This window comes from Bacillus sp. HSf4, assembly GCF_029537375.1.
Taxonomy (GTDB): Bacteria; Bacillota; Bacilli; order Bacillales; family Bacillaceae; genus Bacillus; species Bacillus sonorensis_A.
Window position 1 is genome coordinate 4096793 of sequence record NZ_CP120679.1, and the last position, 25889, is coordinate 4122681.

The following is a 25889-nucleotide window of genomic DNA, read 5'->3' on the forward strand; positions in this document are numbered from 1 at the left end:
CTGAAGGCTCCGGCGGGAATAGCCGGAGCCTTGATGATCGTTTTACGCTTCTACTGATCTAAAAAACTGTGGAAGATGAGCCCGGTGCGCTTCGAGCATTTCATCCAGGAGTTGTTTTGCGACTTTGTCAGATGGTACAAGCGGGTTGATCGTCATCGCCACCAGCGCCGTATTGTGGTCGCCTGTTACCGCCGCTTCGGCCGCGACACGTTCAAATGATTTAATTTGCTGGACGAGGCCTCTGACGGTGACAGGCAAATCTCCAACCGCGATCGGTTTCGGCCCGTTTTTCGTTATGACACAGTTGACTTCCACCGCGGAATCATCCGGAATGCTTGCAATCGCCCCATTGTTCATCGTATTGACCGGCTGGATATCATGCTTGTCATTGTGGATCGAACTGATCAGATTGCAGGCCGCATCACTGTAGTATGCGCCTCCCCGTTTTTCAAGCTGCGGCGGCTTGATGGCCAAATCCGGATCTTTGTATAGTTCGAACAATTCTTTTTCGACTTGCTGCACGACTTCTGCACGGGTTCCTTCCGTTTGAGAAGCCTCAAGCTCGTGTTCAAGCATTTCTTTTGTTTTATAATAGTAGCGGTGGTATCCGCACGGAATCAGGCCGAGTCCGCGGATAAAGTCAGGCTCCCACGACTCTCCGGAAATGTTTTTCATGGTCATCGCATTTGCCGGATCAGCCATCGCTTCGATCACTTTGTCTTTGACACTGATCCCGTCAAGGAAGACATCAAGGCCAAACACCATATGATTCAAACCGGCAAATTGAATGTCGACGCGGCTTTCATCGACCTCAAGCGCTTTGGCAACCCCCATTTTCATACCGATCGGCACATTGCAAAGGCCGACGACTTTTTTCAGATTTGAATAGCGGAGAAGCGCTTCCGTCACCATGCCCGCCGGGTTGGTAAAATTGACAAGCCATGCATCAGGGCACAGTTCTTCTATATCCTTTGCGATTTCCAGTATGACCGGAATGGTGCGAAGTCCTTTAAAAAGACCGCCCGGACCATTTGTCTCCTGGCCGATGACACCGTACTTTAACGGAATTCTTTCATCTTTCGCCCTCGCTTCAAGCAAGCCGACGCGGAATTGAGTGGTGACGAAGTCAGCGTCTTTCAAGGCTGCCCTCCGGTCAAGCGTCAGATGGATCTCTATCGGAACACCGGCCTTTTCCACCATGCGCTTTGCCAGTGTGCCGACGATATTCAGCTTTTCTTGCCCTTCCGGTATGTCGACGAGCCACAGCTCGCTCACCGGCAGTTCAGCGTGTCTTTTGATCAGTCCTTCCACAAGCTCCGGTGTATAGCTTGATCCCCCGCCAATTGTTACGATTTTCAAGCCTTTCTTCATCAATTGACACCTCCGTGAAGATTGATTTTTTCATACAGCTCGACGATTTCCGATGCCAAATCTTTCATGGTCATCGCATTCATTAAATGATCTTGGGCATGAATCATTAATAATGACAGCTCTGTTTTTGTTCCCTTCGCTTCATTTTGAATCAGCGCAGTCTGAAAGTGATGTGCTTGAATCAATTCCTCGTCAGCTGCACGAATCTTTTCTTTCGCTTTCGAAAAATCGCCTTTCTTCGCCTCGGCAATGGCTTCCATAGAGCAGCTTCGGCCGTTTCCGCCATGAAGGATAATTTGAAAAATTGTTTGCTCCAATTCCGCGGACATCTAAGTCACCTCTTTTCTATACGCTGACCTGCTGGTTATCGTTTGCAGACGTCCCCTTATCCAGTTCGCTTTCCTCTTTGAATTTTTGTTTATCCCACATTCTAAAAAACGGATAATATACGAGGAATGAGATGGTCAGGTTGATCAGCTGCATGACGGCCCCGGAAAACTTCCCGCCCGTCGCCAAATACCCCGAGAAGCCCGGCGGCATCGTCCACGGAACCGCGATGCCGGCCGGTTTTGCGACAAGACCGGTGCTCATTCCGATATAGGTTGCCGTAATCATTAAAAGCGGTGATATGATGAATGGAACTAAAAGCATCGGGTTCATGACGATCGGCATTCCGAAAATAATCGGTTCATTGATGTTAAAAACAGCCGGCCCGATCGCCAGTTTCCCAAGCTGCTTCATTTGCTTGCTCCGCGCCCTGAGACACATCGTGATGACCAGCGCCAGGGTGGCACCGCTTCCGCCGATATTGATCCAAATTTCGAAAAACTGGGTTGTGAAAATGTGCGGCAGTGCTTCGCCAGCCTGGAAAGCAAGGCGGTTCTCATCCATTGCGCTGTACCAGATCGGGGACATAACCCCGCCGACAATATTTGCTCCGTGCAGTCCGCATGACCACAGCAGCATTTTGACGGTTTCCGCCACAAGGCTCCCGCCAAGGCTTCCCCCAAGAATGGAAAGCGGTGTGCCCAAAATGACATTGACCACATTATGGAGGCTTTCAAACGGCGTCAATTCAATAATGAGGCGGGCAATCCAGATCAGGCCAATCACCGCGAATCCCGGAATCAGCGCGATGAATGATTTGCTGACCGCCGGCGGCACACCGTCAGGCATTTTAACGACAATGTCTTTTTGCACAACCCAGCGGTAAATTTCCGTCGACAGCATGGCGATGAGCATGCCGATAAACAGGCCTTTGCTTCCCATCAGCGAAATCGGAATGCCGCCCGACACCAAAATCTCTTCAGTGGAACCTTCAGGTGTAAAAGGAATCTGATAAGGCGTAGCAAGCAGGAATGCAGCCACGGCTATCGCTCCTGATGACAAAGCGTCGATATCGTATTTTTCGGCAAGGCGGTATGCGATTCCAAATGTCGCGATAAGCGCCATAATATCAAAGCTGACGCCTACCGGATAGCTTAATTTCTCAGCCCATTTGTCTCCGAAGATTCCCGACATGAATTCCGGATATCCGGGGATTGGCAAGTTGGCTAAAATCAGAAACAGCGAGCCGATGATGATGAGCGGCATGGTGAGAATGATTCCGTCCCTGAGAGCCTGCAAGTGGCGCTGAGCGGCAATCCTGCCGGCAACCGGCATAACCTTCTCTTCTAAAAAGGCATTCATCTTATTCACACGCCCGCCTCCCTTAAGAACCGGCAAGCTGTTCTGCGGATTTTAGGACTTCCGCTCCATTACAAGTTCCGTAATGGACCGTGTTGATGACATCGACAGGCACTCCTTTGGAATCTCCTAATTTTTTCAGCTGCGGAAGCATATAGCGGACCTGCGGGCCCAGCAGCAAAACATCCGCTTTATCAATATGATTTTGGACTTCCCCTCCGGAAACAGCCCAAATGGTATAATCTTTTCCTTGTTCCTCTGCGCTTTTTTCCATTTTTGTCACGAGCAGACTCGTTGACATCCCTGCAGCACACGCTAATAAGATATTCATTTTGATATGGCCCCCTTTTACATATAAGTTCTCGTTTTCTTGTACAGTTCCATCATAATATGAAACCGCTTTCATATTAACTTAATGATTTTCCTCTTCTCTGAGGAAAAAAGACAAGGGAACATTTTTATCCAAACGCCGGCGGGTTTGGGCTGTTTTTTCGGAAAACGGACATAAACTCCTGATATGATCTGCATTTTAAAAGCTCGCTGACAATGGACCGATCATCCAAAACATTGCCCAGCAACTTGTACATGCCTTGCAGATTTGATGTATTATCCTTTTCAACACAGAGCAGGCAAATCAGCTGAACCTTTTTATCCTCCCAATCGATCGGTTTTTGCAGCGTGCATACCGCCCAAAATGTCACAGCTGTTTGCGGCGCCATCGGATGAGGGATGGCCACAAGATTGCCAAAACAGGTTGGCGCAACGGCCTCCCTTTCAAAAACGGAACCTTCAAGCCCTTCGTCTGCAAGCCCCAGCTGTGTTACTTTTTCGCATAAAAAACGTAGAACGTCCTCTCTTGATTGAAAGCTTTCTTGCAAGAACACGAGCTGTTCCCTCGTATATTTTGCGGCGAGTTCCTGATCTGCCGTAAGGATTTGTTCAACTTTCGCCAGATCGGTTCCCCCCAGGATCGCATTTACTTTGATAACCGGAATGGGGAGCTCTTCAGGCAGAGGAATCGTGCTGATCACAAAGTCGAGGGTGTTTAGCGGCATTTGGTTGAGCTTGTAGTAGTCAACCGTACCAAGGATGTCAAGCTTCGAGCCGAATTTTGCCCGCAGTCTGTCCTGCAGAAGCATGGCACTGCCTGCTCCTGAAGCGCAGACAATCATACAGCGCTTTGAAGGGATATTCATCTTTCTCCTTTCCATTGCGGCGCCGATATGTAAAGCGAGATAGCCGACTTCACTTTCCTGAATGTCAAACCCCGTTTCTTTTTTGATCACCTCACCGGCCTGGATGCCGGCTTCAAATGCGAGAGGATAGTTGGCCTTAATCGCATCAAGCATCGGATTTCTGATATTCATCCCATATCTGCAGCGATTCAAGGCAGGTTTTAAGTGGAGGCTGAGGCCGATTTTTAACTCTTTGTCGTGTTTGATGCCAAGCGTGAACTTGTCTTCAATCGTCTCCATGATCAATCGTGTCAGCCGGTCGGTTTTTTCATCGATGAAGCTTTCTATTTTATCGCAGTTGAGAGCTGCCATCGCCGTCCTTTTGGCTCCAAGCAAATGAATGGCGATATAAGCCGTCTCTTTTTCCGGAAATGTCACGTTCAGCTTTTGTTCAAGTGTGCGAACAATCGCGCGCGCCACTTCATATTCTTTGTGATTCATAATTTCTTGAATATCTTTGGAATAAAGAGAGACATGCCTGCCCTTGCGGATCCGCCTGCAGGCGATGGCAATATGGATCAGGAGGTTGTTTAAGCCGATATCGGAAAGAGAGATTTGGTCTTCGCTTATTTTTTCTAGAATGGTCTGGCGGATAAGGCCCAATTCCTCTTTCGGAAGAATGGATATTCTAGCGTTCATAATATCAACATCCGTTTCCCGTTTAGGAAAAATGTGCTCAGCTATACAATAGCGCAGCTTCATTTCATCCCCTTTCAGCTTAAAGCCGTAATTCGGTTTGATCTCCAGCTCAATGCCGTAAGGTTTCAGCCTTTTTCTTACATCTCTCATATCGTTTTGAACCGTCGACTTGCTGATATACATCTCGTCCGCCAAGTCTTCCAGTTTCAGATAATCATCGGTTAATAGCAGCCTTTTTAATAAATAGAGAATGCGTTCATTCGGAAACACAGGTTTTGAAAGCTCATCTTGAAAGGTGTTTTGCAAAAGCTGGCGGAAGAGGCGTTCGTTTTGAACGGAGAGCCGATAGCCGGCTCCTCTGATCGATTGAACGGCGGCTCCGTTTTTGAGGAGAAGGTGGTCTAATTCTTTCATATCTGATCTGACCGTTCTGGAGGTAACGTTTAACTGATTTGCCAAATAAGCGCTTGTTAAAGGTGTTTCCGCTGTCATCAATTCGCCGAGAATGAGCTTTAGCCGAGCATTGAGCATAAAATGGCCCCCTTTTAAGTCGCTTGAATCGAGAACCTGACAGGCAGGCTGTGTTCCGCCGTTCTACATCTATTCAATCAATATGTGAAAATTCTCTCATAGTTTAAGTAAATTCTATTATGATTGCGTTTTCAAGTCAATTTACCCATTCCATAGAAAAACAGCCGGTTCAACCGGCTGTCGGACGTTTTTTCCCGCTTCGGTTTTTGATGATTTTTCTTGCGATCGGATAGACGACAGGCGCCCATTTGACGAGATATTTCATCATTTTTTTCATCGCTTTGCTCCCTCCCGTTTTCCTTCACCATTACCCTGGGAACACGGGAGTCAAAACATGGCCTACCTGGAAACATAGCGGTTCCCTTTCACCCAAAAGCGCCAAGGGTATTCCCGCGCTTCCCCCGAGTTCTCGATTCCGATGCGCGGGCCGCATGAAATCTCTTTTGGGGTATACCCTTTCGCAATATAAAGCGGCGGCTCCGTCAGCAGCTTGCCGTAATCATCCATCGTTATCGAAAGCGCCTTTGTCAGCTTCCCGGGACCATTCGTCCAATCGCGTGGTTTTTTTCCGCTCCTTCTTTTCTCCATCAGCAAAAGCCCTTCATGCGGTTCAATCGCCCTGATGAGGACAGCTTCCGGCTCATCAACGCTTGCGCTCACAACGTTGATCAAGGTGTGGGTATGCATGGTGTACGTATATACCACACCGGCTTTTCCGAACATGACTTCTGTCCGTTTTGTCCGGCGGTTTCCATAGCTGTGGGCCGCCCTGTCTTCAGGACCTCTATATGCTTCGGTTTCGACAATATATCCTGAGGCCAGCCCCTCCTCAGTCTCTTTCACGAGAAGACATCCTAATAGAGACTGCGCCAGTTCAATCGTAGGTTTTTTGTAGAAATCGAGCGGCAGCGGCTCATGCTCCTGTGCTTGATTCATTTGAAAAAGCCTCCTTTGATTGTGATCCATTTTAACACCTTTTGCAGGTCTTTTACTAGAAACGGAAGGCTTTCATATGGGGGCTCTATATGTCAAACATGCCTCAGACCGCCTAAGATAAAGTGAGCAACTTTGTCCGAAACTTTTGGATCTGCGTACCCCTCAGGCAGCTTCCAATCGGTATCGGCTTTCATCATCAATTCTGCGGCGCTGACGATGCGCTCTGCTTCAAGTCCTGAGACAACATTGCTCCCGCACATGACCGTCTCGGGCCTTTCTGTGCTGTTTCTGATCGTTACGGAAGGAACTCCGAGAATGCAGCTTTCCTCCTGCACCGTCCCGCTGTCTGTGATCACACATTTTGCATGCCGCTGAAGGCGGATGAAATCAAAAAAGCCAAACGGCTCACAAAATGTCAGCAAAGCATCGTCACTTTGTATGCCAAACTTCTGCAAACGGTCGCGTGTCCTTGGGTGAACACTGCATATAACCGGCATCTTATGGGATTTCGCCAGCGTCTCAAGGGCAGTGACGATATGTTGCAGCCTTTCTTTCACATCCACATTTTCCGCCCTGTGCGCAGTGACCAATAGAAAGGCACCGCTCTCCACCTTCAAGTCGTCGAGCACATTCCGCTGCGCAATTTCTTCTGCGAAATGGTTCATCACTTCATAAATCGGATTTCCGGAAACCCAGATTCTTTGAGGATGCATGCCTTCCCTTTCCAAATTTTCTTTGGCGATGTTTGTATAGGGCAAATTAAAAGATGCGATCGAATCGATCACCCTCCGATTGATCTCCTCCGGAACCGAGTTGTCATAACAGCGGTTGCCGGCCTCCATATGATACACGGGAATTCCGTACCGTTCGCCGAGGAACGCGCACAGCGCACTGTTCGTATCGCCGAGCACAAGCAATTTATCGGGCTTAAGCTTGACGATCAGCTTCTCGACCTCTGCAAAAATCTCGCCAATTTGTGCGCCGATCGAATGATGTGACAGCTTAATGTGATGATCCGGCAGCCGCACATTCAACTGTTCAAAAAAGATTTCGCTCAGTTTTTCATCATAGTTTTGACCGGTGTGCACCAATATATGCTGGTCTGCAAGCTGATCAAGCTTGCGAATGATCAAACTTAAGCGGATGATCTCCGGTCTGGTTCCGATAATCGTCATGATCTTCATTATCTTACTCCTTTTTAGAACTAAAGATAGATGGAACAGCCATACCGGCGCCGGGCTGCGCCCATGCCCCGAAAATCTATATATGTATATTCATTTCATGAAAAATTGTGCTGTTTCAAAGGTTGAAGCTCCCTTCTCAAAAAGCGGGATGATTTCTCTAAAAATATGCTGAATTGTCTTCAATCAGGCGGTTCTATCACACAAATTTTTCTAAAAATCATATACATTTATATGCTAGTTTTAACAGTCTATCAATAGATCGGTTTTTAGGAGGATACGTATGTTTAAAAACACCCGAATATTGCTTACCGGAGGCACCGGTTCCTGGGGAACGGAGCTCACGAAAAAATTGCTGCCGTATCAGCCGAAAGAGATCAGGATTTTCTCAAGAAATGAATTCACGCAGATCAGCATGCAGCGGGAATTTGACCACCACCCTTCAATAAAATTTTTGATCGGTGATGTCAGGGACTATCCCGCTTTGGAAGAGGCCTCTAAAGATGTTGATTATATCTTCCATCTCGCCGCACTAAAACACGTTCCAATCTGCGAGGATCAGCCTGAAGAAGCACTGAAAACGAACGTCATCGGGACCCAGAATGTCATTCGCGCCGCCATCGCCAACAAAGTCAAAAAAGTCATTGATGTTTCGACAGATAAAGCGGCGGATCCGGTCAACTTTTACGGAATGACGAAGTCGCTTGGCGAAAGATTGATGATCCGGGCCAATGATTATAGTGAGGATACAGATTTTGTATGCATCAGAGGCGGAAACGTGCTGGGAACAAACGGAAGCGTCGTTCCGCTTTTTAAAAGCCTGATTATGAAAGGGCAGGACCTGACATTGACATCAAAAGAAATGACGAGATTTTTCCTCACCGTCGGCGAAGCGATTGATTTGCTGCTCAAAGCTTCCAAAGAAGCGATTGGAGGAGAAATCTTCGTCATGAAAATGAAAGCCTGCAATATTTTGGACCTTGCCGAAGTTCTGATCGAAGAATTGGCTTCAAGCCCTATCGGAATCAAAGAAATCGGAATCCGCCCGGGAGAGAAGCTCCATGAGGTGCTCGTCTCAAATCATGAAGCACCGTTTACTTATCTATATGATGCTCAATATTATGTGATATTGCCTTCACACCCTTCAGAAAAGCTGATTCGCCGCTACCGGAAGTTCACGAAAGCCGATTTTCAGAAATTCCAATCCAATGACCTGCTCATGACCAAACCGGAAATCGCTGACATGTTGAGAAAAGGAGGGTTTCTACAGTGAGGCTGCTGATTTTAGGGGGAAATGGAATGGCAGGCCATGTATTGAAAGAATATTTCTCTGCCAAAGAACACTATGAAGTGTTTTGGACACAGCGGCAAACACTGCCCAATGATTTAAATTGCTTTTTTCTCGATGCGGCAAACACGGATGAATTAAAAAAGCTGCTGCAAAAGGTAAAACCTGATGCCGTGATCAATGCAGTGGGCATCTTAAATGATGCCGCTCGCCAGCGGCTTGTTGAAGCGATTCATATCAATAGCGTTCTGCCGCATCTATTATCCGAGATGAGCAGCATCTATGACTATCGTTTGATTCACATCAGCACCGACTGTGTCTTTTCAGGTGCAAAAGGAAAATACACGGAAACGGATGCGAAGGATGGAAGCTCTATCTATGCGCAGACGAAAAGTTTGGGCGAAGTGACAGACGGTCAAAACCTGACGGTCAGAACTTCCATTATCGGGCCCGAGCTTAAGGACGGCATCGGTTTGTTCCATTGGTTTATGAAGCAAAAGAACAGCGTCCACGGGTATAAAAACGTGTTCTGGAACGGGCTGACGACCCTCGAATTGGCAAAGGCGATCGAACAGCTTCTCACTTCAAATGTAAACGGCTTGATCCACTTGACGGGGAACCGGTTCATCTCCAAATACGAGCTGCTCGTCCTCATCAATCAAACCTTTTCCAAAGGAATCACGGTTACACCCGAATACCGCACCCGGTCTGATAAAAGCCTTGTCATGACACGGGAGGATGTACCTTATCAGCCTGTCGGCTATGAACAAATGCTCGCCGAACTCAAACAGTGGATCGATGATCGGCCTCATTTATATGAATATTGAAATGAAAAAACAAACATCACCATTTGATGTTTGTTTTTGGTTTTAGCGCTCATAACATGGTTGACATTGACATATCTGTATTATTGTATACAATTATATTTATATTCTGAAAAAGGAGGCGAAAACGTTTTTCATGCACTCTTCAAATCCAGTCAAAAGGCAGTCTGCAAGTGATTACGCTTATAATGAATTAAGAAGCAAAATCATCGAACTCGACTATCCGCCCTCAGAACAGCTCGCCGAGGACAGTCTTGCAAAAGATTTAGAAATCAGCCGCACTCCGCTGCGCCAGGCTCTTTACCGGCTGGAGCTTGAAGGATTGGTCACCAAACAGCCAAACGGCAGGCTTCGTGTTTGTCCAATCTCACTTGAAGAAGCGAAGGAAGTATTTAAGGTCCGCGAAGCACTTGAAGGGCTCCTCACCGCCGAAGCCGCACAGCTTGTGAAAACCGAGCGCCTTCACCAGCTTGAAGACAGAATCGAATTGATGAAGATGGCCGCCGCGAAAGATCGCAAAGCCGATACGGTCAAATACGGATCTGAATTTCATTCCATTTTGCAGGCCATCAGCAAAAATGCAACCGCAAAACGTTTTCTTGAACAGCTTGAAAGCAGGATTGAACGGTACCGGAGAATCAGCGGGTACAAAAACCCCGACTACAAACCGTCCATATCCTTCAATGAACACTTGGAGATTTTCAAAGCCGTGAAAGAAAAAAACGGCTGTTTGGCAGAAGCAGCCATGCGATCTCATATCAGACGAAGCTTACGTTCCATTGAAGAAACGCTCGAACGTTTAGACTAGCCCTCCGAAAAGCCGACGCCAATTTCACATCGCGTTTTTGAACAAAAAAACGAATATGGGGTGGAAAAATGGGCAAACAAGGTGTATTTAAACCTGGATTAGAAGGCGTCATTGCCGGGGAGACCAACATATCCTTTCTGGATACCGAAGCTGAAGAAATCGTCATTAAAGGCTATGATCTCATCGAACTTGCAGAACAAAAAACATACCTCGACCTCGTCTATCTCCTCCTGCAGCATAAGCTGCCTGATCCGATGGAACTGAAAGGAATTGAAAGCGCTTTAAAGAATGTTTATGAACTTCCGAAAGGAATCTATAGCATTCTGTCATCGCTGCCGCAGTCTACTCACCCGATGGATGCACTCAGAACCGGGATTTCGGCTTTATCGGGATACGATCCGGAATTAAATGACCGGTCAAAATCAGCCAATACGGCGAAAGCGCTGCGCCTGATCGCACAGGTGCCGAATATCGTCGCAAACAGCTACCATATCCTTCATCAACAAGAAACCATTCTACCTGACAAAGACTTGTCCTACAGCCAGAACTTTTTATACATGTTGACGGGAAAAACGCCGAACGAACAGGAGACGGCTGTCTTTGATCAAACATTGATGCTCTACAGCGAGCATGAAATGCCGAACTCCACTTTCACCGCCAGAGTCATCGCCTCGACAAACTCAGACATATACGGAGCATTCACAGGTGCCGCCGCCTCACTCAAAGGTCATTTGCACGGCGGGGCCAATGAAGCGGTCATGCATATGCTGCTCGAAGGAGAAACAAAATCGGGCTTTGTGAAGCTGATACAGCACAAATTAGCCAACAAAGAAAAAATCATGGGCTTTGGACACCGCGTATACATGAGAAAAATGGACCCGCGCGCCGCCCTTTTGAAAAAAGCGCTCTTTACGCTGTCTCACAAGACCGGAAGACAGGACTTATTTGAAATGTGTGATGAGGGCGAAAAGCTGATGCGCGAAGAAAAGGGGCTCTATCCGAATCTTGATTACTACGCGGCTCCCGTCTATTATCTGCTCGGCATTCCGATCGATCTCTACACACCGATTTTCTTTGCGGCCCGCTCAGTCGGCTTAAGCGCCCATGTCATTGAACAGCATGCGGAAAACCGCTTGTTCCGTCCGCGTGTTCACTATAAGGGACCGCGCGATCTTCATCCATAATCTTAGAATTCGCCAAGAAAGAAGGGATTGTTACATGAAAACGCAAATGACAGCGACTCAAGGATATGATCAGCTGCTTGAAGAAATTGCAGATTACACGGTCAATACCGCCATTTCCAGTGAAGAGGCGCTTGAGACGGCGCGTTATGTCTTAATGGATACACTCGGCTGCGGTTTGCTGGCGCTGAAGTTTCCCGAATGTACAAAACAACTCGGTCCGATCGTACCGGGCACCGTCGTCCCAAACGGAACACGCGTGCCGGGTACGCAATTCGAACTCGACCCCGTGCAGGGTGCATTCAACATCGGCTGCATGATCCGCTGGCTCGATTATAATGACACATGGCTTGCTGCCGAATGGGGCCATCCTTCAGATAATTTAGGCGCCATTTTGGCCTGCGCCGATTTCGTCAGCAGACAGCGGCTCGCTGCCGGCAAAGAACCGCTCACCATCGCCGACGTGCTGACAGCGATTGTGAAGGCCCATGAGATTCAAGGCGTTCTCGCTCTGAACAACAGCCTGAACAGAAATGGACTTGACCATGTCTTATTTGTCAAAGTCGCTTCGGCAGCTGTGGCATGCTCGCTTTTGGGCGGCACAAAACAGGATGTCATCAACGCCGTTTCACAAGCCTGGGTTGATAACTCAAGTCTGCGGACATATCGGCATGCACCGAACACCGGCTCGCGGAAATCATGGGCCGCCGGGGATGCGACCAGCCGGGGCGTGAGGCTCGCACTCATGACCCTCAAGGGCGAAATGGGCTACAAAACCGCGTTGTCCGCGCCAATGTGGGGATTTCAGGACGTCTTATTCGGCGGAAAAGAATTGACGCTTGCCAGGCCGCTCGATTCCTACGTCATTGAAAATGTTCTCTTTAAAATTGCCTATCCTGCCGAATTCCACGCGCAAACGGCGGCAGAAGCGGCGATTAGGCTTCACAGCGAGGCAAAGGATCGACTTGATGAAATTGATGAAGTGGTCATCACGACTCACGAATCGGCCATCAGAATCATCGACAAAACGGGAGAGTTGCACAATCCCGCAGACCGTGACCATTGCCTTCAGTATATAACAGCCATCGGGCTGATCTACGGCGACATTACAGCTGATCATTATGAGGACGAAACAGCGCAAAATCCAGAGATCGACCGGCTCCGCGAAAAAATGAAGACGGTTGAAAACAAACAATACTCTCTCGATTATCTCGACCCGGAAAAACGATCTATCGCAAATGCCGTGCAAATTTTTTATCAAGACGGCTCACAATCGGAAAAAGTGGCGATCGAGTACCCGATCGGCCATCGGCGCCGCCGCAGTGAAGGCATCCCGCTGTTAAAAGAAAAATTTACGAACAATTTAAAAACCCGTTTTCCCGCCGGACAAGCGGAACGAATCAATGCTTTGCTCAATGATCCGCAAACATTAAAAAAGACATCTGTCCCAGACTTTATGGAACTGTTTGTTATCTAGGAGGTTTTAACATGTGGATTGTTTCAAAACAAGCGAGCCAGAAAGAACTCGCCGAGAGCTTCAGACGGCTCATGGAAGCGCCGGATATTTTGAAAATCCCCGGTGTCCACGACGGAATGGCGGCGATAACCGCTAAAAAAATCGGCTTTCAAGCGCTCTATCTTTCGGGCGCCGCTTATACGGCAAGCCGGGGAATGCCGGATCTCGGGATGATTCACTCAGAGGAGATGGCGGAAAAAGCCCGTGAACTTGTCAGAGCCGCGAACCTCCCGCTTTTGGTCGATATTGACACAGGCTACGGCGGTGTTTTGAATGCGGCGCGAACGGCCGCGGAAATGGCGGAGAACAGAGTCGCGGCCGTTCAAATCGAGGATCAGCAGCTTCCGAAAAAATGCGGACACTTAAACGGAAAAACACTGCTCCCGGCCAGGGACATGATCGCAAAAATCAAAGCGATCAAACAAACCGCTCCATCACTTGTTGTCGTAGCGCGCACGGATGCAAAGGCTGTGGAAGGAACCGAAGCCGCCGTCAAACGCGCCAATCTGTATGCTGAGGCGGGAGCTGACGCAATTTTTCCGGAAGCATTGACAAGCGCGGCCGAGTTTCAAGAAATGGCTTCTGCCATCAAGGCGCCTGTGCTCGCCAACATGACGGAATTCGGAAAAACCCCTTATTTCACGGCGGAGGAATTTCAACTGCTCGGATGCAGCATGGTGATTTATCCGGTCACTTCACTAAGGGCCGCCGCGAAGGCGTATGAGCGGGTCTTCACGGAAATTTACGAAAAAGGCACGCAAAAAGGCGCACTAAAGGATATGCAGACGCGCGAAGAGCTGTATGATGCCATACATTACTATGATTATGAAAAAATGGACGAAAACATCGCCAAGACCATACTGCCCGAGATCGGAAAAGAAAACCGCTAATCCAAACGAAAGGGCTGCCAATCGGCAGCCTCAGGCTGTCGAGAAAATCTCGACAGTCTTTTATTTTTCCCTTAAATCATCCATTTCTTCATTTTATAATAAAGAAAAGGACTTAAAAGGAAGGTGTTTTGCTAATGTTCTACACCAGAAATTCTTCTCAAAACGAAGCCGAATTCGTATTGCTTGATCAACTTGTTGAAGAGGATCATCTGCTACGCAAAATTGACAAATACATAGATTTCTCGTTCATTATTGAAAAGGTTAAGCCTTACTACAGTGAGAATAATGGCCGGCCATCTCTCGATCCATTGATTTTATTCAAAATGATGTTTATCGGATACCTGTACGGTATCCGTTCAGAAAGACAGCTCGAAAAAGAAATTTACTACAATATGGCCTACAGATGGTTTTTAGGATTAAATATCAATGATCCAGTTCCTCATCATTCAACGATCAGTTGGAACCGACGCACTCGTTTCAAAGATACAACCATTTTCCAAGATATTTTTGATGAAATTGTCCTTCAAGCCATCAATCACGAAATGGTTGGCGGGCGTGTCCTTTTTACCGATTCAACCCATCTCAAAGCCAACGCCAACAAGCATAAATATACGAGGAAAACAATTGAACAGGATACACAAAACTATATAAAGGACTTGGATGAAGCCGTGCAAGAAGATCGAGAGGCGCACGGAAAAAAGTCTTTAAAAGCCAAAGAGGAGGTGAAAGCTAAAAAAGAAATTCGCCACAGTACCACCGATCCCGAAAGCGGCTATCTTTACCGTGAAAATAAACCTGAAGGTTTTTTCTATTTGGATCATCGAACAACGGATATGAAATACAATATCATCACCGATGTCTATGTAACACCTGGCAATGTCCATGATTCTGCACCTTATCTTGATCGTTTAGATCACCAAATCGGACGATTTGGTTTTCAAGTTGAAGCCGTCGCTCTGGATTCCGGCTATTTAACAACACCAATCTGTAAAGGGCTTTCCGACCGCCATATTTTTGGCGTCATTGCCCACAGACGCTTTCATCCTAAAAAAGGTTTGTTTCCTAAATGGAAGTTTCAATACGACAATGAAAAAGATCAGTACATTTGTCCAAACGGACAAACACTTTTTTACTCCACAACCGATCGAAAAGGCTACAGGTTTTATAAATCAAATCCTGAAAAATGCGCTTCATGTCCTCTGCTTGAGAGCTGTACACGATCTAAAAACCATCAGAAGGTCGTTTCAAGACACATATGGGAGGATCATAAAGAAAAGGTCAGGGAAAATCGTTTGACTGCCTCAGGAAAAAACCTCTACAAAAAAAGAAAAGAAAAAATAGAGCGAAGCTTTGCAGATTCAAAACAGCTGCATGGGCTTCGCTACTGCCGGTTGAGGGGAAAACGGAATGTGACGGAACAAGTTCTCCTCACAGCTACCTGCCAGAATATGAAGAAGATTGCCACACACCTAGCGAAGCTAGGCTAGGAGTGTGGGAGGCCTTTTTCTGTTTCTTTGTAAGAAGAAAAACATATCAAAACCTATTTAAAACAAAAAGCTTGTAGAAAAACATGGGTTTCTCTACAAGCTGGGGCTGCCAATCGGCAGCCTTTTTCATTTACACCAATGTCATGAAAGCCCCACCGGCTGCCCCCGCCGCCACAATGATCCAAGGCGGAAGCTTCCAATAAACAAGCAGGCTGAACAATACGGCTGCTAACGCAAAGTCGAGCGGCGTGAGGATCGAACTCGTCCAGATCGGCTGATAGAACGCCGAGATCAAGATGCCTACGACAGCTGCGTTCACACCCATTAATCCCCCTTTTACTTTTGGATTTCGCCGCAGCGCATCCCAGAAAGGCAGCGTTCCCAAAATGAGCAGGAAGGCCGGTAAAAAGATCGCGGCCGTTGCCAGCAGTCCCCCCTGCCAGCCATTCATCACAGCGCCGAGATATGACGCAAACGTAAACAATGGACCCGGAACCGCTTGAGCCGCACCGTACCCGGCTAAAAAGGCTTCTTCGCTTAACCATCCTGTTGGAACAAATTCACGCTCCAACAATGGCAGGACGACATGCCCGCCGCCGAATACGAGAGAACCCGATCTGTAAAAACTGTCAAACATCGCGACCCAGCCTATGGATGTCATGTCCCTTAAAACCGGGAGAAGGACGAGAAGTCCGAAAAATAAGCTTAGACAAACGGCGGCAAACCGGCGGGACACCGGAAATTCCATGACGGAAGCGGCCGTTTCGCTTTGCTCTTTGTAGAAAAGATAGCCTGCAAAAGCGGCCAGTATGATGACGCCAACCTGGGTAAAAGCCGTCTGCCAAAGCAGTGTGGCGACAAGCGCGAATAACGCAATCGCCTTTCGCTTTAAATCAGGCGTCAGTTTTTGCGCCATGCCGAGGATCGCTTGTGCGACCACGGCAACGGCAACGATTTTCAAGCCGTGAATCCAGCCGGCTGTCCCGATGTCAAGTCCCTGAAGGAGCAAGGCAAAGATCACCAATGCGATGACAGACGGGAGCGTAAATCCGATAAACGCCAAGATTCCCCCGAGCACACCGGCGCGCATGACGCCGATGCCGATCCCGACCTGACTGCTGGCCGGACCGGGCAAAAACTGGCATAATGCGACCAGATCGGCGTAGTTTTTTTCGTCCAGCCATCTTCTTTTGCGGACATACTCTGCGTGGAAATATCCCAAGTGGGCAATCGGCCCGCCGAAAGACGTCAGTCCAAGCCTTGTTGAAACGAAAAGAATTTCAATCAGCGTCTTTAATCTTCGATCCGCTTGATGCTTTGTCATTGAATTAAACTCCTTTCGGCTATTCTTTAATTTCCTTAAACAGTTCATATGCTTTCAATCTGGCTTCTTTCAGCACGCCCATGCCTTTTTCCGTGGCGGAATAATACTTTCTGATTTTCCCGTCTACATTTCGTTCTTCTTTGACGAGAAGTCCATCGGACTCCATCGAATGGAGAATCGGATATAATGTGCCCGCACTGATGTTGTATCCGTGTTCTTTTAATTCCTCCAACATCCATAATCCGAAAATCGGTTGTTCACCGGCATGATGCAAAATGTGTATTTGAATAAATCCAAGGAATAGTTTTCGCAGCACTTTATCTTCCAATACAGCACCTCCTTTTATCGATATCCAATATCGAAATCCGATATCGGATTTACATAATTGGAGTGTAACATCTGCTTTCTCCAATTTCAAGCTCATTTGAACGGAAAAAAGCAAGCCTTGCTTTAGGCTTGCCCATTCCTTTTAAGATTGATATTGCACGCGGTGCAGGCTGGCGAAAACCCCGCCTTTTTCAACCAATTCATCGTGTGATCCTTCTTCCGCGATTCCGTCTTCGGTGACGACCACAATCCGGTCGGCATTGCGGATGGTGGCGAGCCTGTGGGCGATGACGAGCGTTGTTCTGTCTTTTGCAAGCTCTGTCAAAGCGTTTTGGATGATTTGCTCCGTCTCTGTATCAAGAGCGGATGTGGCTTCATCCAAAATGAGAATCGGCGGGTTTTTAAGAAACATGCGCGCGATCGCGATCCTCTGTTTTTGACCGCCGGACAGCTTCAGCCCTCTTTCACCGACCTGTGTTTCATAGCCGTCCGGAAGCGACGCTATCAGCTGTTCCAAATGCGCCATTTTGGCGGCTCGTTTGATTTCTTCATCAGTTGCATCCAATTTTCCGTAGGCGATGTTTTCGCGGAGAGTGCCTGTAAATAAAAAGACATCCTGCTGGACAATCCCAATTTGTGAACGAAGCGACCGCTTTGTCATGTCGCGGACATCGATTCCGTCAATCGTAATCGCACCGCCGTCCACATCGTAAAAGCGGGGAATCAGTGAGCTGATCGTCGTTTTGCCCGCTCCAGACGGCCCGACGAAAGCAACCGTCTCACCCGCTGTAATCGAAAGATCGATTCCATTCAGAACAGGCTTGTGCTCTTCATAGCCAAACGTCACATTGCAGAATACAATATTTCCTTCCAATGCGGGAACATCAACAGCATCCGCGCGGTCAACGATCTGCGGCTCGGTATCGATCAGCTCCGTAAAGCGCTTGAAACCGGCCATCCCTTTCGGATAAAGCTCAAGAATCGCGCTGATTTTATCAATCGGTTTAAACAGAACATTGACATACAAAACAAAACCGACAAATTCGCCGTATGACATGTTCCCGGAAAAGCTGAGCCATGCTCCGAACACAAGGACCGCGAGAATCATCAGACGGGTCATCAAAAATGTTCCCGCCGTCGTCAGCGCCATTGTTTTATAGCCTTTCAGCTTGGCCTTGCGGAATTTTTGGTTGTTTTTTAAAAAACGGGAAATCTCAAAACGTTCATTCGTAAACGATTGAACGACGCGAACACCTGACACGCTGTCCTCAACCCTTGCATTGACATCGGCAATCTCACTGTACATCTCTCTCCAGGCCCGGTTCATTCTAATATTTGAATAAGTGATCAATATGATCAAAAGCGGGACAAACAAAATCGCGACGAGCGCGAGCTTTACATTGATCGTCAGCATGATCCAAAACGCTCCCACAAAGGTCATGACCGCGATAAACAGATCTTCCGGTCCGTGATGGGCAAGCTCGCCGATGTCAAACAGATCGTTTGTAATGCGGCTGATAATATGCCCGGTCTTCGTGTTATCAAAATAGCGGAACGATTGGCGCTGCACATGCTGAAACAGATCCTGGCGCATGTCCGTTTCAATATTGATCCCCAGTTTATGCCCGAGATAATTGACAATATACTGAAGACCCGTGCTAAGCAAATAGATCACAAGCAGTCCGATGCTGACCCAGACGATGTCAAACCATTCTCCCCCGGGGATCAGCGTATCGATGAACCATTGGACAACCAAAGGAAACGCCAGCTCTAAAAGAGCGACGATAATCGCACTGCTGAAATCAATAAAAAACAGCCGTTTATGAGGTTTATAGTATGAAAAAAAGCGGCGTATCATAGATGTGCACTCCTTATCTAAACTCTTTACGAAATAGATCGTATCATAGTTTTCGGTGCGAAGTGCAAAAATTTTGAAAAATAATTGAAAATTATTCTCAAGCGGTACACGGCCTCATAAAGGAAGCCCAGCCTCCCGAGCGCCCTGAACGACAAGCTTCGCGATTTCTCCCGCGCCGTATTCAGAGAAGTGTGTGTTGTCACTGACACCGTCTGGATAATTGGGATGCTCCCCAGGTTCAAGCCACAAAAACAGTTTTTTCGAAGCTTCAGGCCCCAATGATTGCAGCAATCGGCCGCTTTTTAAGGCGAGGTCAATAAGCGGTGTCTGAAGCTCTGAAGCAAGCTCTCTCACCGCATCGGGATAGTCGCCGTGCGTATCGGTTAGACAGCCTTGATTGTCAAACGCTCTCCTTGCTACCGGTGTGATCAGCACCGGATTGGCATTTTTCCGCCTTGCCGAATCGACATAGCGGCCGAGATAGACCTTGAATGTTCCAAAGGGATCTGTATGGCGTTCATCCGGTTTTTGATCGTTGTGTCCAAACTGGACAAATAAATAGTCGCCGCCTCTGATTTGCTTCAATATCTTCTCCAGCCTGCCTTCTTCAATAAAGCTTTTTGAACTTCTCCCCGATGCCGCTTCGTTCCGGACCAACAAGCCCGGCTTCACATACTCTCCAATTTTTTGACCCCATCCGGCACGCGGGGCAACAGAAGCACCATAGTCTGATACCGTTGAGTCCCCAGCCAAGAATAATTGAATGTCTTGCATGTTCCATCCCCCTTTTTTCTACACTACAATAAATATACATTTTAATCCATTTTGTTCTTTATACGACTCTTTTTTATAGAAAAACACCCTCAATTGACAGAAAACTATCAATTATTTTAAATTTTTTTTAGAAAATTAACTAAAAATATTTACTTGTATGGTAAATGATGATAGATTAAGTAAACAAGAAAAGGAATTTAGTAGATCGCGATCGTAATTGTACCTTTTCTTGAATATTTTAGGACGTCCTCTAACACTTACATTGCCATTTAGGAGGAACATTCAGATGCGAAAACGGAAATTCATTAGTAAAATCAGTGTTGGTCTATTAACGTCAGCGGCATTAATTTCATTTATTCTTCCTACTTCTGAGGCAAGCGCAAAAGAAGTGAAAACCAGCCACTACAGATGCCCGATTTTTTGCCATCCGCACAAGCCGCATCCTTGGAAGCCTTGTCCGGATCAACCGCAGAAACCTGGCAACCCAGGCAATCCGGACAACCCGCAGCAGCCGGATAATCCGACTCAGCAGCCTGTGCTTGAGGCCAAGACCATTAACAGCAATAAAGAATGGACAACTTCCGATATTGAAATCACATATAAACCGAATACATTTGTCGGTTCAAGCTATGTCGAGTTTCATTTCCCTTACCGCTTTCACGCCAGCACAAGGGATACACTAAATGGTAAAACACTTGATTACACACAAATTTTAGATGATGGGCAGACGGTCAGAGTGCCAGTCTATGCGTTAAGCTCATCTGAATTTAAGCTTGTGATGGTGCGGAAAACGCTTCCGAACGCAGGCACGCACAGAATTACCGCTGAACTAAAGCAAAACGGGAAAAACATTAATCATGCCGAAACAACATTGGAGATTGTTCCTCGTTAAATAGCGGACATCCTTAAGGCAGAGGGAATGAGCCTTTGCCTTAAGGCCGCACATAAACAGGTCTCCCCCTTTCACACTCTTTTCATATTTTTTTGAATATTTTATAAAAAATATTTACTTCATTGGTAATGAATGATAGATTAACATAAGCAGGAAAAGGAATATAGTAGTTTTAAATCTTATTATTTCCTTTTTAACGACTGTTTTCTATTCGTTTTTAGGGAGGAGAATGTTTATGTTTAAACGAAAATTCATCGGTAAATTGTGTGTCGGTCTATTATCCTCAGCAGCACTGTTTTCATTTATTCTTCCGGCACAAAAAGCAAACGCTTCCTTTTTCAGAAGCGCTCCGACACTTCATGTCGAAACGGTTGACAGTAATAAAGAGTGGACAACCTCTGACATCGAAGTCACTTACAGGCCAAACTCGTTCGTCGGCGCCAGCTATGTTGAATTTAACTTCCCTTACCGCTTTCATGCCAATACAAGGGATTCTCTGAACGGGAGAACATTGAGCTATACACAAATTTTAAATGACGGACAGACGGTCAGAGTGCCCGTCTATGCTTTCAGCTCTTCACAGTTTAAGCTGGTGATGGTCCGGAAAACGCTGCCTAACGAAGGTACACACACAATCACCGCTGAGATGCAAAAATTCGGCAAAAACTATCATCACGCTGAAACCACAGTGGAGATCTTCCCTCGTTAAACATCACTATTTAAGCCTGCCGGCAGTTTCGCCGGCAGGCTGTTTTATTTTCCGACCAGCACTTTATAACAGGTCAATGCACCGATATTGCAAACTAAAATAACAGCGGCCATCGGCAAAGCCGTATGACTTCCGGCGATGCCCACAAGCGGCGCAGCCGCCGCTCCCAAAATAAACGGTAAAAGTCCCAAAAGCGCTGATGCGCTCCCTGCTGACTTTCCTTGGCTTTGCATGGCCAATGATCCGCTTGACGTCGTCACGATTCCGATACAGGAAACGACCACAAACAGCGGAATTAAAACGAAAAACAGCGCTGCTTGAAAGAAGACGGTTATGAACAGGACAAGGCTGGCGGTCAAAGATATGCCCAGCCCGCATCTCAACATGGCAGCTTCTCCAAACCGCTCCGCAAGCCGGCCCGTGATTTGGGCAGCGATGATAATGCCTAAACCGTTTAGTGCAAAACAAAAGCTAAAAGCTTGTGCCGAAAGCCCGTAAATGTCTTGCAAAACAAACGGAGAAGCAGATATATAGCCGAACATCCCGGCAACGATCAACCCCTGCGCCAAAGCATACCCCATAAAGGAACGCTGACCAAACAGTTTTCCAAATGATGCGAACGTCTCCTTGAAACCGCCCTTCGTCCGATTTTCCGGGGAAAGAGACTCTCGAATTCCAAATATAACGGACAGAATCATGATCATGCCAAAGAGACCGATGATCAAAAAGACGCCGTTCCAAGTTGCAAATTTCATCAGCTGTCCACCCGCAACCGGAGAAATGATAGGCGCAATCCCGTTAACCAACATCAGTAACGAGAAAAACTTCGTCAATTCTGTGCCCGAATATAAGTCCCGGGCTATCGCTCGGGATATCACGATGCCGCCCGCTCCCGCCGCACCTTGAATAAACCGCATGGCGATCAACACCCACACAGATGATGTCAAGGCGCATAAAAATGACGCCGCGGCAAAAACGGCTAATGAAACAATAAGCGGTATTCTTCTGCCCAATACATCACTAAAAGGGCCGATGACAATTTGCCCGAGCGCCAATCCCAATAAACACGATGTTAAACTCAGCTGAACGACGGAAGCATTCGTATGTAAATCAGCCGCCATCTGCGGAAGCCCCGGCAAATACAAGTCGATCACAACCGGTCCGATTCCGGATAAAATGCCCAATATGACAGCAATCCACACTCTGTTCGGCTGCGCTTTCACCCGAGGTGCAATATCTGCCTGGCTGTTTGGTATACTCATTGGATCACTCCTTTCATATTGAAGGCGGAAAACTGATCTTTCAGTGTATTGTATACCTACTTTCATGATCCTGACAATAAAAAAAACCGGGCTAGCCCGGCAGATTAGTAAGCTTCATATCTTTTAAAAACAAATACGGTTGACATAAACAAAAGAAGCACAATAGCTGACGATGAAAAGACCATCCAGTAAAAAGCATCATCCCATGAACCGTGGAGGATAAAATAACTGGCTTGGTTTTGCGCTTTATCCGGCGTCCATTTAGTAAAGCGGGGAAACAGCGAACCCGCCAATGAAAGTGCCGCCGTCACACTGATGCTCGCACCGGCAATCCCTCCGACACGACGGAACAAAGCGCTGAAAAACATTGTCATCGTCATCACAAATAGAATCCATATACTGTATACGAATAAACTGAATAGAAAACGTTCAATCTCAACTTTACTGAATAGAAGATTTGTATAATAAAAGGCTAGACCGTAGCTCACAGCAAATGAAGCCAATGCGAGCAACCCCTGTTGAAGCCATTTGCTGCCAATATAATACAACGGACTGACAGGCCTCGTCATCACTAATGAAAGGGAGCCCTCGTTCCGTTCATTGACAATGCTGCCCATCACACTGAAAACGAAAATCGCAGTACCAACCGTTCCAAACTGGGACAAGGTGCTTGCCATAACCTCCCCCCCACTCGGCCTTGGTATGTCGATGACAGCCCCCTTCGGAAGATTCCCGGCCATGTCGATGATCTCGGGCATATAATACAGGCTGATCGGCTGAATCAAGCCAAGAAGGATCAGAACGGCAGGCATCCAAAGCATCTTTCCGCCCTTCCAACTTTCCTTCCATTCTTTTTGGAATAAAATATAAAATGAATTCATAGCCCCATCACCTTCATATAAATATCTTCCAAAGACTGTGTTTTTTGTTCAAAACGAAGAATGGATACATGTCGATTCAAGCATTCTGCCAGTAAGCGACGGTGATCGGATTGCTCGGTTAAAAAAATTTCAGCCTTTGAAGGCTTTTCATATGCAACCTTGCTGACGTAAGGCAAATGTTCCAGCCATCCTTCAAGGCTTTCTTCAGCGGCCAAAATGCAGGACGGTGTGTGATGCTGATACTTTAATTGGTGAAGCGGGCCTGACCATTTGACAGCCCCTTCTTTCAGCATGATAATTTGATCGCAAACCTCTTCTGCATCATGGAGTACATGAGTTGAGAATAGAATCGTCATCTTCTTTTTTAACTCTTTCATCATGTCGAGCACTTCGCGCCGTCCTGCCGGATCCAGTGCTGCAACAGGTTCATCCAGGATCAATAGCTTTGGCTCGTGTACTAGAGCTTGTGCCAGTCCGAGCCTTTGCTTCATTCCTCCCGAAAAACCGCCGATTTTCCGGCCTTCATCCCTTTCCAGACCGGCATAGCGCAAAGCGTTTCGACTCTTTTTCAATGCCTCACGTCGTTTCAGCCCTGAAAGCCTTGCAGCAAACAGCATATATTCCAGAGCCGTCATCCAGGAGAAAAAAGCGGGATGCTGAGGCAGGTATCCGATTTCCGACCGGTTTATCGATTCCCGGCCTAAAAACTGTATACGCCCGGATGTTGGCGTCAACAGACCAGACAGCATTTGCAATGTCGTTGTTTTACCCGCCCCGTTAGGTCCGAGCAGTGCGGTGCATTGCTGATGCCGGAGGTCAAAGCTGATATTTTGGACGGCTTTGTGCTGTTTATATATTTTCGTTAAATGATTGACGGACAACATCAAATACGCCTCCTGCCGTGTGTTTTTTTACCGATGACAAAGTAAGAGACAGGACCGATAAAACTGATCCCTGCGATGATCAAAACCCACAGCCACTTCGGACCATTTGTTTCCTCCTTTAAGCAACTGACCAATGCGGACAATATTAAAATCAAATACAGCACAATGAAAGGGGCGATCAACGCCCAAGGTATATCTGCTCCAGCCATTAAGGGGTCCTCCTTTTCTTATGAAACGGCCGTACAACAAATAAATAATAGAATAATAAAGGCATCGGAGTTTGAATCAGGCCCCATATTCCCCAAAACCACGCGTTGCTGCCTTTTTTCTTCGCATCAAGAAAAAGAAAAATGCTCTGTGCGAATAACAGCGGTGAGATCAAAAGGAGCACCAGCAGTTTTTCTTGATTCATTTCAAGGTTCATCTACTCAGCCTCCCCATCAGCCGTCCGCCGCCTTTTTTCTAACACGGCGAGCGCCGGAAGCAATACAAGCGCCACTACCTGCGACATCATAAAAACAGCTGGAACTTGAATGAAGATCGTCAAATAAACCGATAAAATCACCAACGCTGCGCCGATAAAACAAAGCAATTCCTTTTGGAGCGCCCGTTTGCGCTCTTTTTTAAATTGGGCCAAACGCTGATCCAGCTCAAATTGATGAGGAACCGAAGGATCAAAGGTATCGTCAATCATTTTCAATTCCCTCTTCAAATGTGTTACCATTTCTTTTTCCTCTTGCTCATTCACCGTTCCCACTCCTTTCGAATTTTCTTTAACCCATGATGCACGCGGGATTTGACAGTACCCTCTTTTATTTTCAGCATTTTTGCCACTTCAGGGTATGAAAACCCGTAGTAATGTCTTAATAGGATTGGCATTCTGAACTCAGGCTCAAGTGCAGCGAACAGCTCCAAGTATTCGCTCCATTCGTGGCCGTGCAAAGAAGATTCCCATTTCATTTTTCGCAAAGCTGCCTCTTCCGCAGCCCGCGTTTTCCGCTTCTCGCTCTTTCTTCGGCGCTGATGGTCGATAAACAGCCGGGAAGCAATTGAAATCAGCCATGTTGAAAATTTTGCGTTTCCCTGAAATTGCTGAAGGCCGAGATACGCTTTCAACATTGTTTCTTGAACCAAATCCTCTGTCAGCTCAGGATGAAGCGTTAATTTCAGCACATATTGATATAAAAAGGGGTAATTGAGCTGAAACAGTTTTGTAAAAGCGGCATCCTCCCCATTTTTTGCTTGTTTAATCAGTTCTTTTTCATCTGCTTGATCCACTAAAATGCCAAACCCCCTTTTCTGTATCTGTATCTAAGACGATCTCCGCCAGCAAACCGTTCAATTCTATCGTAAAAAGATAAAAAATGATCTTGTTCTCGGCCCGTTATTTATGGTGTACTTGAGA

General features: G+C 46.9%; 27 protein-coding genes. 9 read left to right on the forward strand and 18 right to left on the reverse strand.

Going from position 1 to position 25889, the window contains the following annotated elements; genetic code table 11:
* Positions 1-42: 42 nt before the first annotated feature.
* From P3X63_RS21160 to wecB, 7 genes are all read right to left on the reverse strand, one after another.
* Positions 43-1371: a 6-phospho-beta-glucosidase gene (locus P3X63_RS21160; RefSeq protein WP_026589221.1), complete on the reverse strand. Its 1329-nt coding sequence runs from the start codon at positions 1369-1371 to the stop codon at positions 43-45.
* Positions 1371-1700, reverse strand: a complete 330-nt coding sequence (locus tag P3X63_RS21165; protein WP_026589222.1) for a PTS lactose/cellobiose transporter subunit IIA — start codon at positions 1698-1700, stop codon at positions 1371-1373. Before P3X63_RS21165 ends, P3X63_RS21160 begins: the two co-directional genes overlap by 1 nt.
* A gap of 16 nt (positions 1701-1716) precedes the next feature.
* A complete protein-coding gene (gene celB, locus P3X63_RS21170; RefSeq protein ID WP_077735996.1) occupies positions 1717-3069 on the reverse strand; it encodes a PTS cellobiose transporter subunit IIC in 1353 nt (450 codons plus the stop codon).
* 13 nt (positions 3070-3082) lie between these two features.
* Entirely contained in the window at positions 3083-3388 is a 306-nt protein-coding gene (licB, locus tag P3X63_RS21175) for a PTS lichenan transporter subunit IIB (protein ID WP_026589224.1), read from the reverse strand.
* A 127-nt stretch (positions 3389-3515) separates the two neighbouring features.
* On the reverse strand, positions 3516-5462 hold the full coding sequence (locus P3X63_RS21180; protein WP_026589225.1) for a BglG family transcription antiterminator: 1947 nt from the start codon (positions 5460-5462) through the stop codon (positions 3516-3518).
* Between the two features lie 339 nt (positions 5463-5801).
* The gene (locus P3X63_RS21190) at positions 5802-6398 is read right to left on the reverse strand and encodes a DNA-3-methyladenine glycosylase (RefSeq protein ID WP_026589226.1); all 597 of its coding nucleotides are present in this window, start codon (positions 6396-6398) and stop codon (positions 5802-5804) included.
* A 92-nt stretch (positions 6399-6490) separates the two neighbouring features.
* Positions 6491-7582: a non-hydrolyzing UDP-N-acetylglucosamine 2-epimerase gene (gene wecB, locus P3X63_RS21195; RefSeq protein ID WP_277691936.1), complete on the reverse strand. Its 1092-nt coding sequence runs from the start codon at positions 7580-7582 to the stop codon at positions 6491-6493.
* Positions 7583-7862: 280 nt separating this feature from the next.
* Between wecB and P3X63_RS21200 the strand changes: the two genes are divergently transcribed.
* From P3X63_RS21200 to P3X63_RS21230, 7 genes are all read left to right on the forward strand, one after another.
* Complete coding sequence (locus P3X63_RS21200; protein WP_026589228.1) at positions 7863-8852, forward strand: polysaccharide biosynthesis protein; 990 nt, start codon at positions 7863-7865, stop codon at positions 8850-8852.
* Complete coding sequence (locus tag P3X63_RS21205) at positions 8849-9694, forward strand: SDR family oxidoreductase (RefSeq protein ID WP_077735993.1); 846 nt, start codon at positions 8849-8851, stop codon at positions 9692-9694. Before P3X63_RS21200 ends, P3X63_RS21205 begins: the two co-directional genes overlap by 4 nt.
* A gap of 133 nt (positions 9695-9827) precedes the next feature.
* Positions 9828-10499 (forward strand): GntR family transcriptional regulator, encoded by a 672-nt coding sequence (locus P3X63_RS21210; RefSeq protein ID WP_026589230.1) that lies wholly within the window; start codon positions 9828-9830, stop codon positions 10497-10499.
* 68 nt (positions 10500-10567) lie between these two features.
* Positions 10568-11683, forward strand: coding sequence for a citrate synthase (mmgD, locus tag P3X63_RS21215; RefSeq protein ID WP_026589231.1), 1116 nt, complete (start codon positions 10568-10570; stop codon positions 11681-11683).
* Between the two features lie 34 nt (positions 11684-11717).
* Positions 11718-13157, forward strand: a complete 1440-nt coding sequence (locus tag P3X63_RS21220) for a bifunctional 2-methylcitrate dehydratase/aconitate hydratase (protein WP_026589232.1) — start codon at positions 11718-11720, stop codon at positions 13155-13157.
* A gap of 11 nt (positions 13158-13168) precedes the next feature.
* Positions 13169-14086, forward strand: a complete 918-nt coding sequence (gene prpB, locus P3X63_RS21225; RefSeq protein WP_026589233.1) for a methylisocitrate lyase — start codon at positions 13169-13171, stop codon at positions 14084-14086.
* Positions 14087-14220: 134 nt separating this feature from the next.
* Entirely contained in the window at positions 14221-15573 is a 1353-nt protein-coding gene (locus tag P3X63_RS21230) for an IS1182 family transposase (RefSeq protein ID WP_179115646.1), read from the forward strand.
* A gap of 130 nt (positions 15574-15703) precedes the next feature.
* Here P3X63_RS21230 and P3X63_RS21235 read toward each other — a convergent pair whose 3' ends face one another.
* The 4 genes from P3X63_RS21235 to P3X63_RS21250 all read right to left on the reverse strand — a co-directional run bounded on the left by P3X63_RS21235 (position 15704) and on the right by P3X63_RS21250 (position 19856).
* Positions 15704-16897: a chromate transporter gene (locus P3X63_RS21235; protein ID WP_026589234.1), complete on the reverse strand. Its 1194-nt coding sequence runs from the start codon at positions 16895-16897 to the stop codon at positions 15704-15706.
* 19 nt (positions 16898-16916) lie between these two features.
* Positions 16917-17225 carry a PadR family transcriptional regulator gene (locus P3X63_RS21240; protein WP_026589235.1) on the reverse strand — a complete coding sequence of 103 codons (309 nt, stop codon included), beginning with the start codon at positions 17223-17225 and terminating at the stop codon, positions 16917-16919.
* A gap of 141 nt (positions 17226-17366) precedes the next feature.
* On the reverse strand, positions 17367-19082 hold the full coding sequence (locus P3X63_RS21245; protein ID WP_026589236.1) for an ABC transporter ATP-binding protein: 1716 nt from the start codon (positions 19080-19082) through the stop codon (positions 17367-17369).
* A 114-nt stretch (positions 19083-19196) separates the two neighbouring features.
* Positions 19197-19856, reverse strand: coding sequence for a rhamnogalacturonan acetylesterase (locus P3X63_RS21250; RefSeq protein WP_077735990.1), 660 nt, complete (start codon positions 19854-19856; stop codon positions 19197-19199).
* 286 nt (positions 19857-20142) lie between these two features.
* Between P3X63_RS21250 and bslB (P3X63_RS21255) the strand changes: the two genes are divergently transcribed.
* Both bslB (P3X63_RS21255) and bslB (P3X63_RS21260) read left to right on the forward strand, forming a co-directional pair.
* On the forward strand, positions 20143-20748 hold the full coding sequence (bslB, locus tag P3X63_RS21255) for a biofilm surface layer hydrophobin BslB (protein WP_026589238.1): 606 nt from the start codon (positions 20143-20145) through the stop codon (positions 20746-20748).
* A gap of 235 nt (positions 20749-20983) precedes the next feature.
* Positions 20984-21457, forward strand: coding sequence for a biofilm surface layer hydrophobin BslB (gene bslB, locus P3X63_RS21260; RefSeq protein WP_277691946.1), 474 nt, complete (start codon positions 20984-20986; stop codon positions 21455-21457).
* A gap of 44 nt (positions 21458-21501) precedes the next feature.
* Here bslB (P3X63_RS21260) and P3X63_RS21265 read toward each other — a convergent pair whose 3' ends face one another.
* The 7 genes from P3X63_RS21265 to sigY all read right to left on the reverse strand — a co-directional run bounded on the left by P3X63_RS21265 (position 21502) and on the right by sigY (position 25762).
* Positions 21502-22719 carry a multidrug effflux MFS transporter gene (locus tag P3X63_RS21265; protein ID WP_026589240.1) on the reverse strand — a complete coding sequence of 406 codons (1218 nt, stop codon included), beginning with the start codon at positions 22717-22719 and terminating at the stop codon, positions 21502-21504.
* A 104-nt stretch (positions 22720-22823) separates the two neighbouring features.
* Entirely contained in the window at positions 22824-23600 is a 777-nt protein-coding gene (locus P3X63_RS21270; protein ID WP_026589241.1) for an ABC transporter permease, read from the reverse strand.
* Positions 23597-24484, reverse strand: a complete 888-nt coding sequence (locus P3X63_RS21275) for an ABC transporter ATP-binding protein (protein WP_026589242.1) — start codon at positions 24482-24484, stop codon at positions 23597-23599. The genes P3X63_RS21270 and P3X63_RS21275 overlap by 4 nt, the downstream gene beginning before the upstream one ends.
* Positions 24484-24693 carry a PLDc N-terminal domain-containing protein gene (locus tag P3X63_RS21280; RefSeq protein WP_026589243.1) on the reverse strand — a complete coding sequence of 70 codons (210 nt, stop codon included), beginning with the start codon at positions 24691-24693 and terminating at the stop codon, positions 24484-24486. Before P3X63_RS21280 ends, P3X63_RS21275 begins: the two co-directional genes overlap by 1 nt.
* Positions 24693-24908, reverse strand: a complete 216-nt coding sequence (locus tag P3X63_RS21285) for a hypothetical protein (RefSeq protein ID WP_026589244.1) — start codon at positions 24906-24908, stop codon at positions 24693-24695. Before P3X63_RS21285 ends, P3X63_RS21280 begins: the two co-directional genes overlap by 1 nt.
* Complete coding sequence (locus P3X63_RS21290) at positions 24909-25232, reverse strand: YxlC family protein (protein WP_026589245.1); 324 nt, start codon at positions 25230-25232, stop codon at positions 24909-24911. It lies immediately after the preceding gene.
* Entirely contained in the window at positions 25229-25762 is a 534-nt protein-coding gene (gene sigY, locus P3X63_RS21295; protein ID WP_277691953.1) for an RNA polymerase sigma factor SigY, read from the reverse strand. The genes P3X63_RS21290 and sigY overlap by 4 nt, the downstream gene beginning before the upstream one ends.
* Between the last annotated feature and the right edge of the window lie 127 nt (positions 25763-25889).

Excerpts from the sequence above, each read along its gene's own strand:
- bslB (WP_026589238.1), top strand. The coding sequence starts at position 20,143 with ATGCGAAAACGGAAATTCATTAGTAAAATCAGTGTTGGTCTATTAACG.
- mmgD (WP_026589231.1), top strand. The coding sequence starts at position 10,568 with ATGGGCAAACAAGGTGTATTTAAACCTGGATTAGAAGGCGTCATTGCC.
- P3X63_RS21235 (WP_026589234.1), bottom strand. The coding sequence starts at position 16,897 with ATGACAAAGCATCAAGCGGATCGAAGATTAAAGACGCTGATTGAAATT.
- P3X63_RS21210 (WP_026589230.1), top strand. The coding sequence starts at position 9,828 with ATGCACTCTTCAAATCCAGTCAAAAGGCAGTCTGCAAGTGATTACGCT.
- bslB (WP_277691946.1), top strand. The coding sequence starts at position 20,984 with ATGTTTAAACGAAAATTCATCGGTAAATTGTGTGTCGGTCTATTATCC.
- P3X63_RS21285 (WP_026589244.1), bottom strand. The coding sequence starts at position 24,908 with ATGAACCTTGAAATGAATCAAGAAAAACTGCTGGTGCTCCTTTTGATC.
- wecB (WP_277691936.1), bottom strand. The coding sequence starts at position 7,582 with ATGAAGATCATGACGATTATCGGAACCAGACCGGAGATCATCCGCTTA.
- P3X63_RS21220 (WP_026589232.1), top strand. The coding sequence starts at position 11,718 with ATGAAAACGCAAATGACAGCGACTCAAGGATATGATCAGCTGCTTGAA.
- P3X63_RS21165 (WP_026589222.1), bottom strand. The coding sequence starts at position 1,700 with ATGTCCGCGGAATTGGAGCAAACAATTTTTCAAATTATCCTTCATGGC.
- P3X63_RS21245 (WP_026589236.1), bottom strand. The coding sequence starts at position 19,082 with ATGATACGCCGCTTTTTTTCATACTATAAACCTCATAAACGGCTGTTT.
- P3X63_RS21265 (WP_026589240.1), bottom strand. The coding sequence starts at position 22,719 with ATGAGTATACCAAACAGCCAGGCAGATATTGCACCTCGGGTGAAAGCG.
- P3X63_RS21200 (WP_026589228.1), top strand. The coding sequence starts at position 7,863 with ATGTTTAAAAACACCCGAATATTGCTTACCGGAGGCACCGGTTCCTGG.
- licB (WP_026589224.1), bottom strand. The coding sequence starts at position 3,388 with ATGAATATCTTATTAGCGTGTGCTGCAGGGATGTCAACGAGTCTGCTC.
- P3X63_RS21270 (WP_026589241.1), bottom strand. The coding sequence starts at position 23,600 with ATGAATTCATTTTATATTTTATTCCAAAAAGAATGGAAGGAAAGTTGG.
- P3X63_RS21280 (WP_026589243.1), bottom strand. The coding sequence starts at position 24,693 with ATGGCTGGAGCAGATATACCTTGGGCGTTGATCGCCCCTTTCATTGTG.
- P3X63_RS21275 (WP_026589242.1), bottom strand. The coding sequence starts at position 24,484 with ATGTTGTCCGTCAATCATTTAACGAAAATATATAAACAGCACAAAGCC.
- P3X63_RS21230 (WP_179115646.1), top strand. The coding sequence starts at position 14,221 with ATGTTCTACACCAGAAATTCTTCTCAAAACGAAGCCGAATTCGTATTG.
- P3X63_RS21190 (WP_026589226.1), bottom strand. The coding sequence starts at position 6,398 with ATGAATCAAGCACAGGAGCATGAGCCGCTGCCGCTCGATTTCTACAAA.
- P3X63_RS21250 (WP_077735990.1), bottom strand. The coding sequence starts at position 19,856 with ATGCAAGACATTCAATTATTCTTGGCTGGGGACTCAACGGTATCAGAC.
- P3X63_RS21180 (WP_026589225.1), bottom strand. The coding sequence starts at position 5,462 with ATGCTCAATGCTCGGCTAAAGCTCATTCTCGGCGAATTGATGACAGCG.
- prpB (WP_026589233.1), top strand. The coding sequence starts at position 13,169 with ATGTGGATTGTTTCAAAACAAGCGAGCCAGAAAGAACTCGCCGAGAGC.
- P3X63_RS21160 (WP_026589221.1), bottom strand. The coding sequence starts at position 1,371 with ATGAAGAAAGGCTTGAAAATCGTAACAATTGGCGGGGGATCAAGCTAT.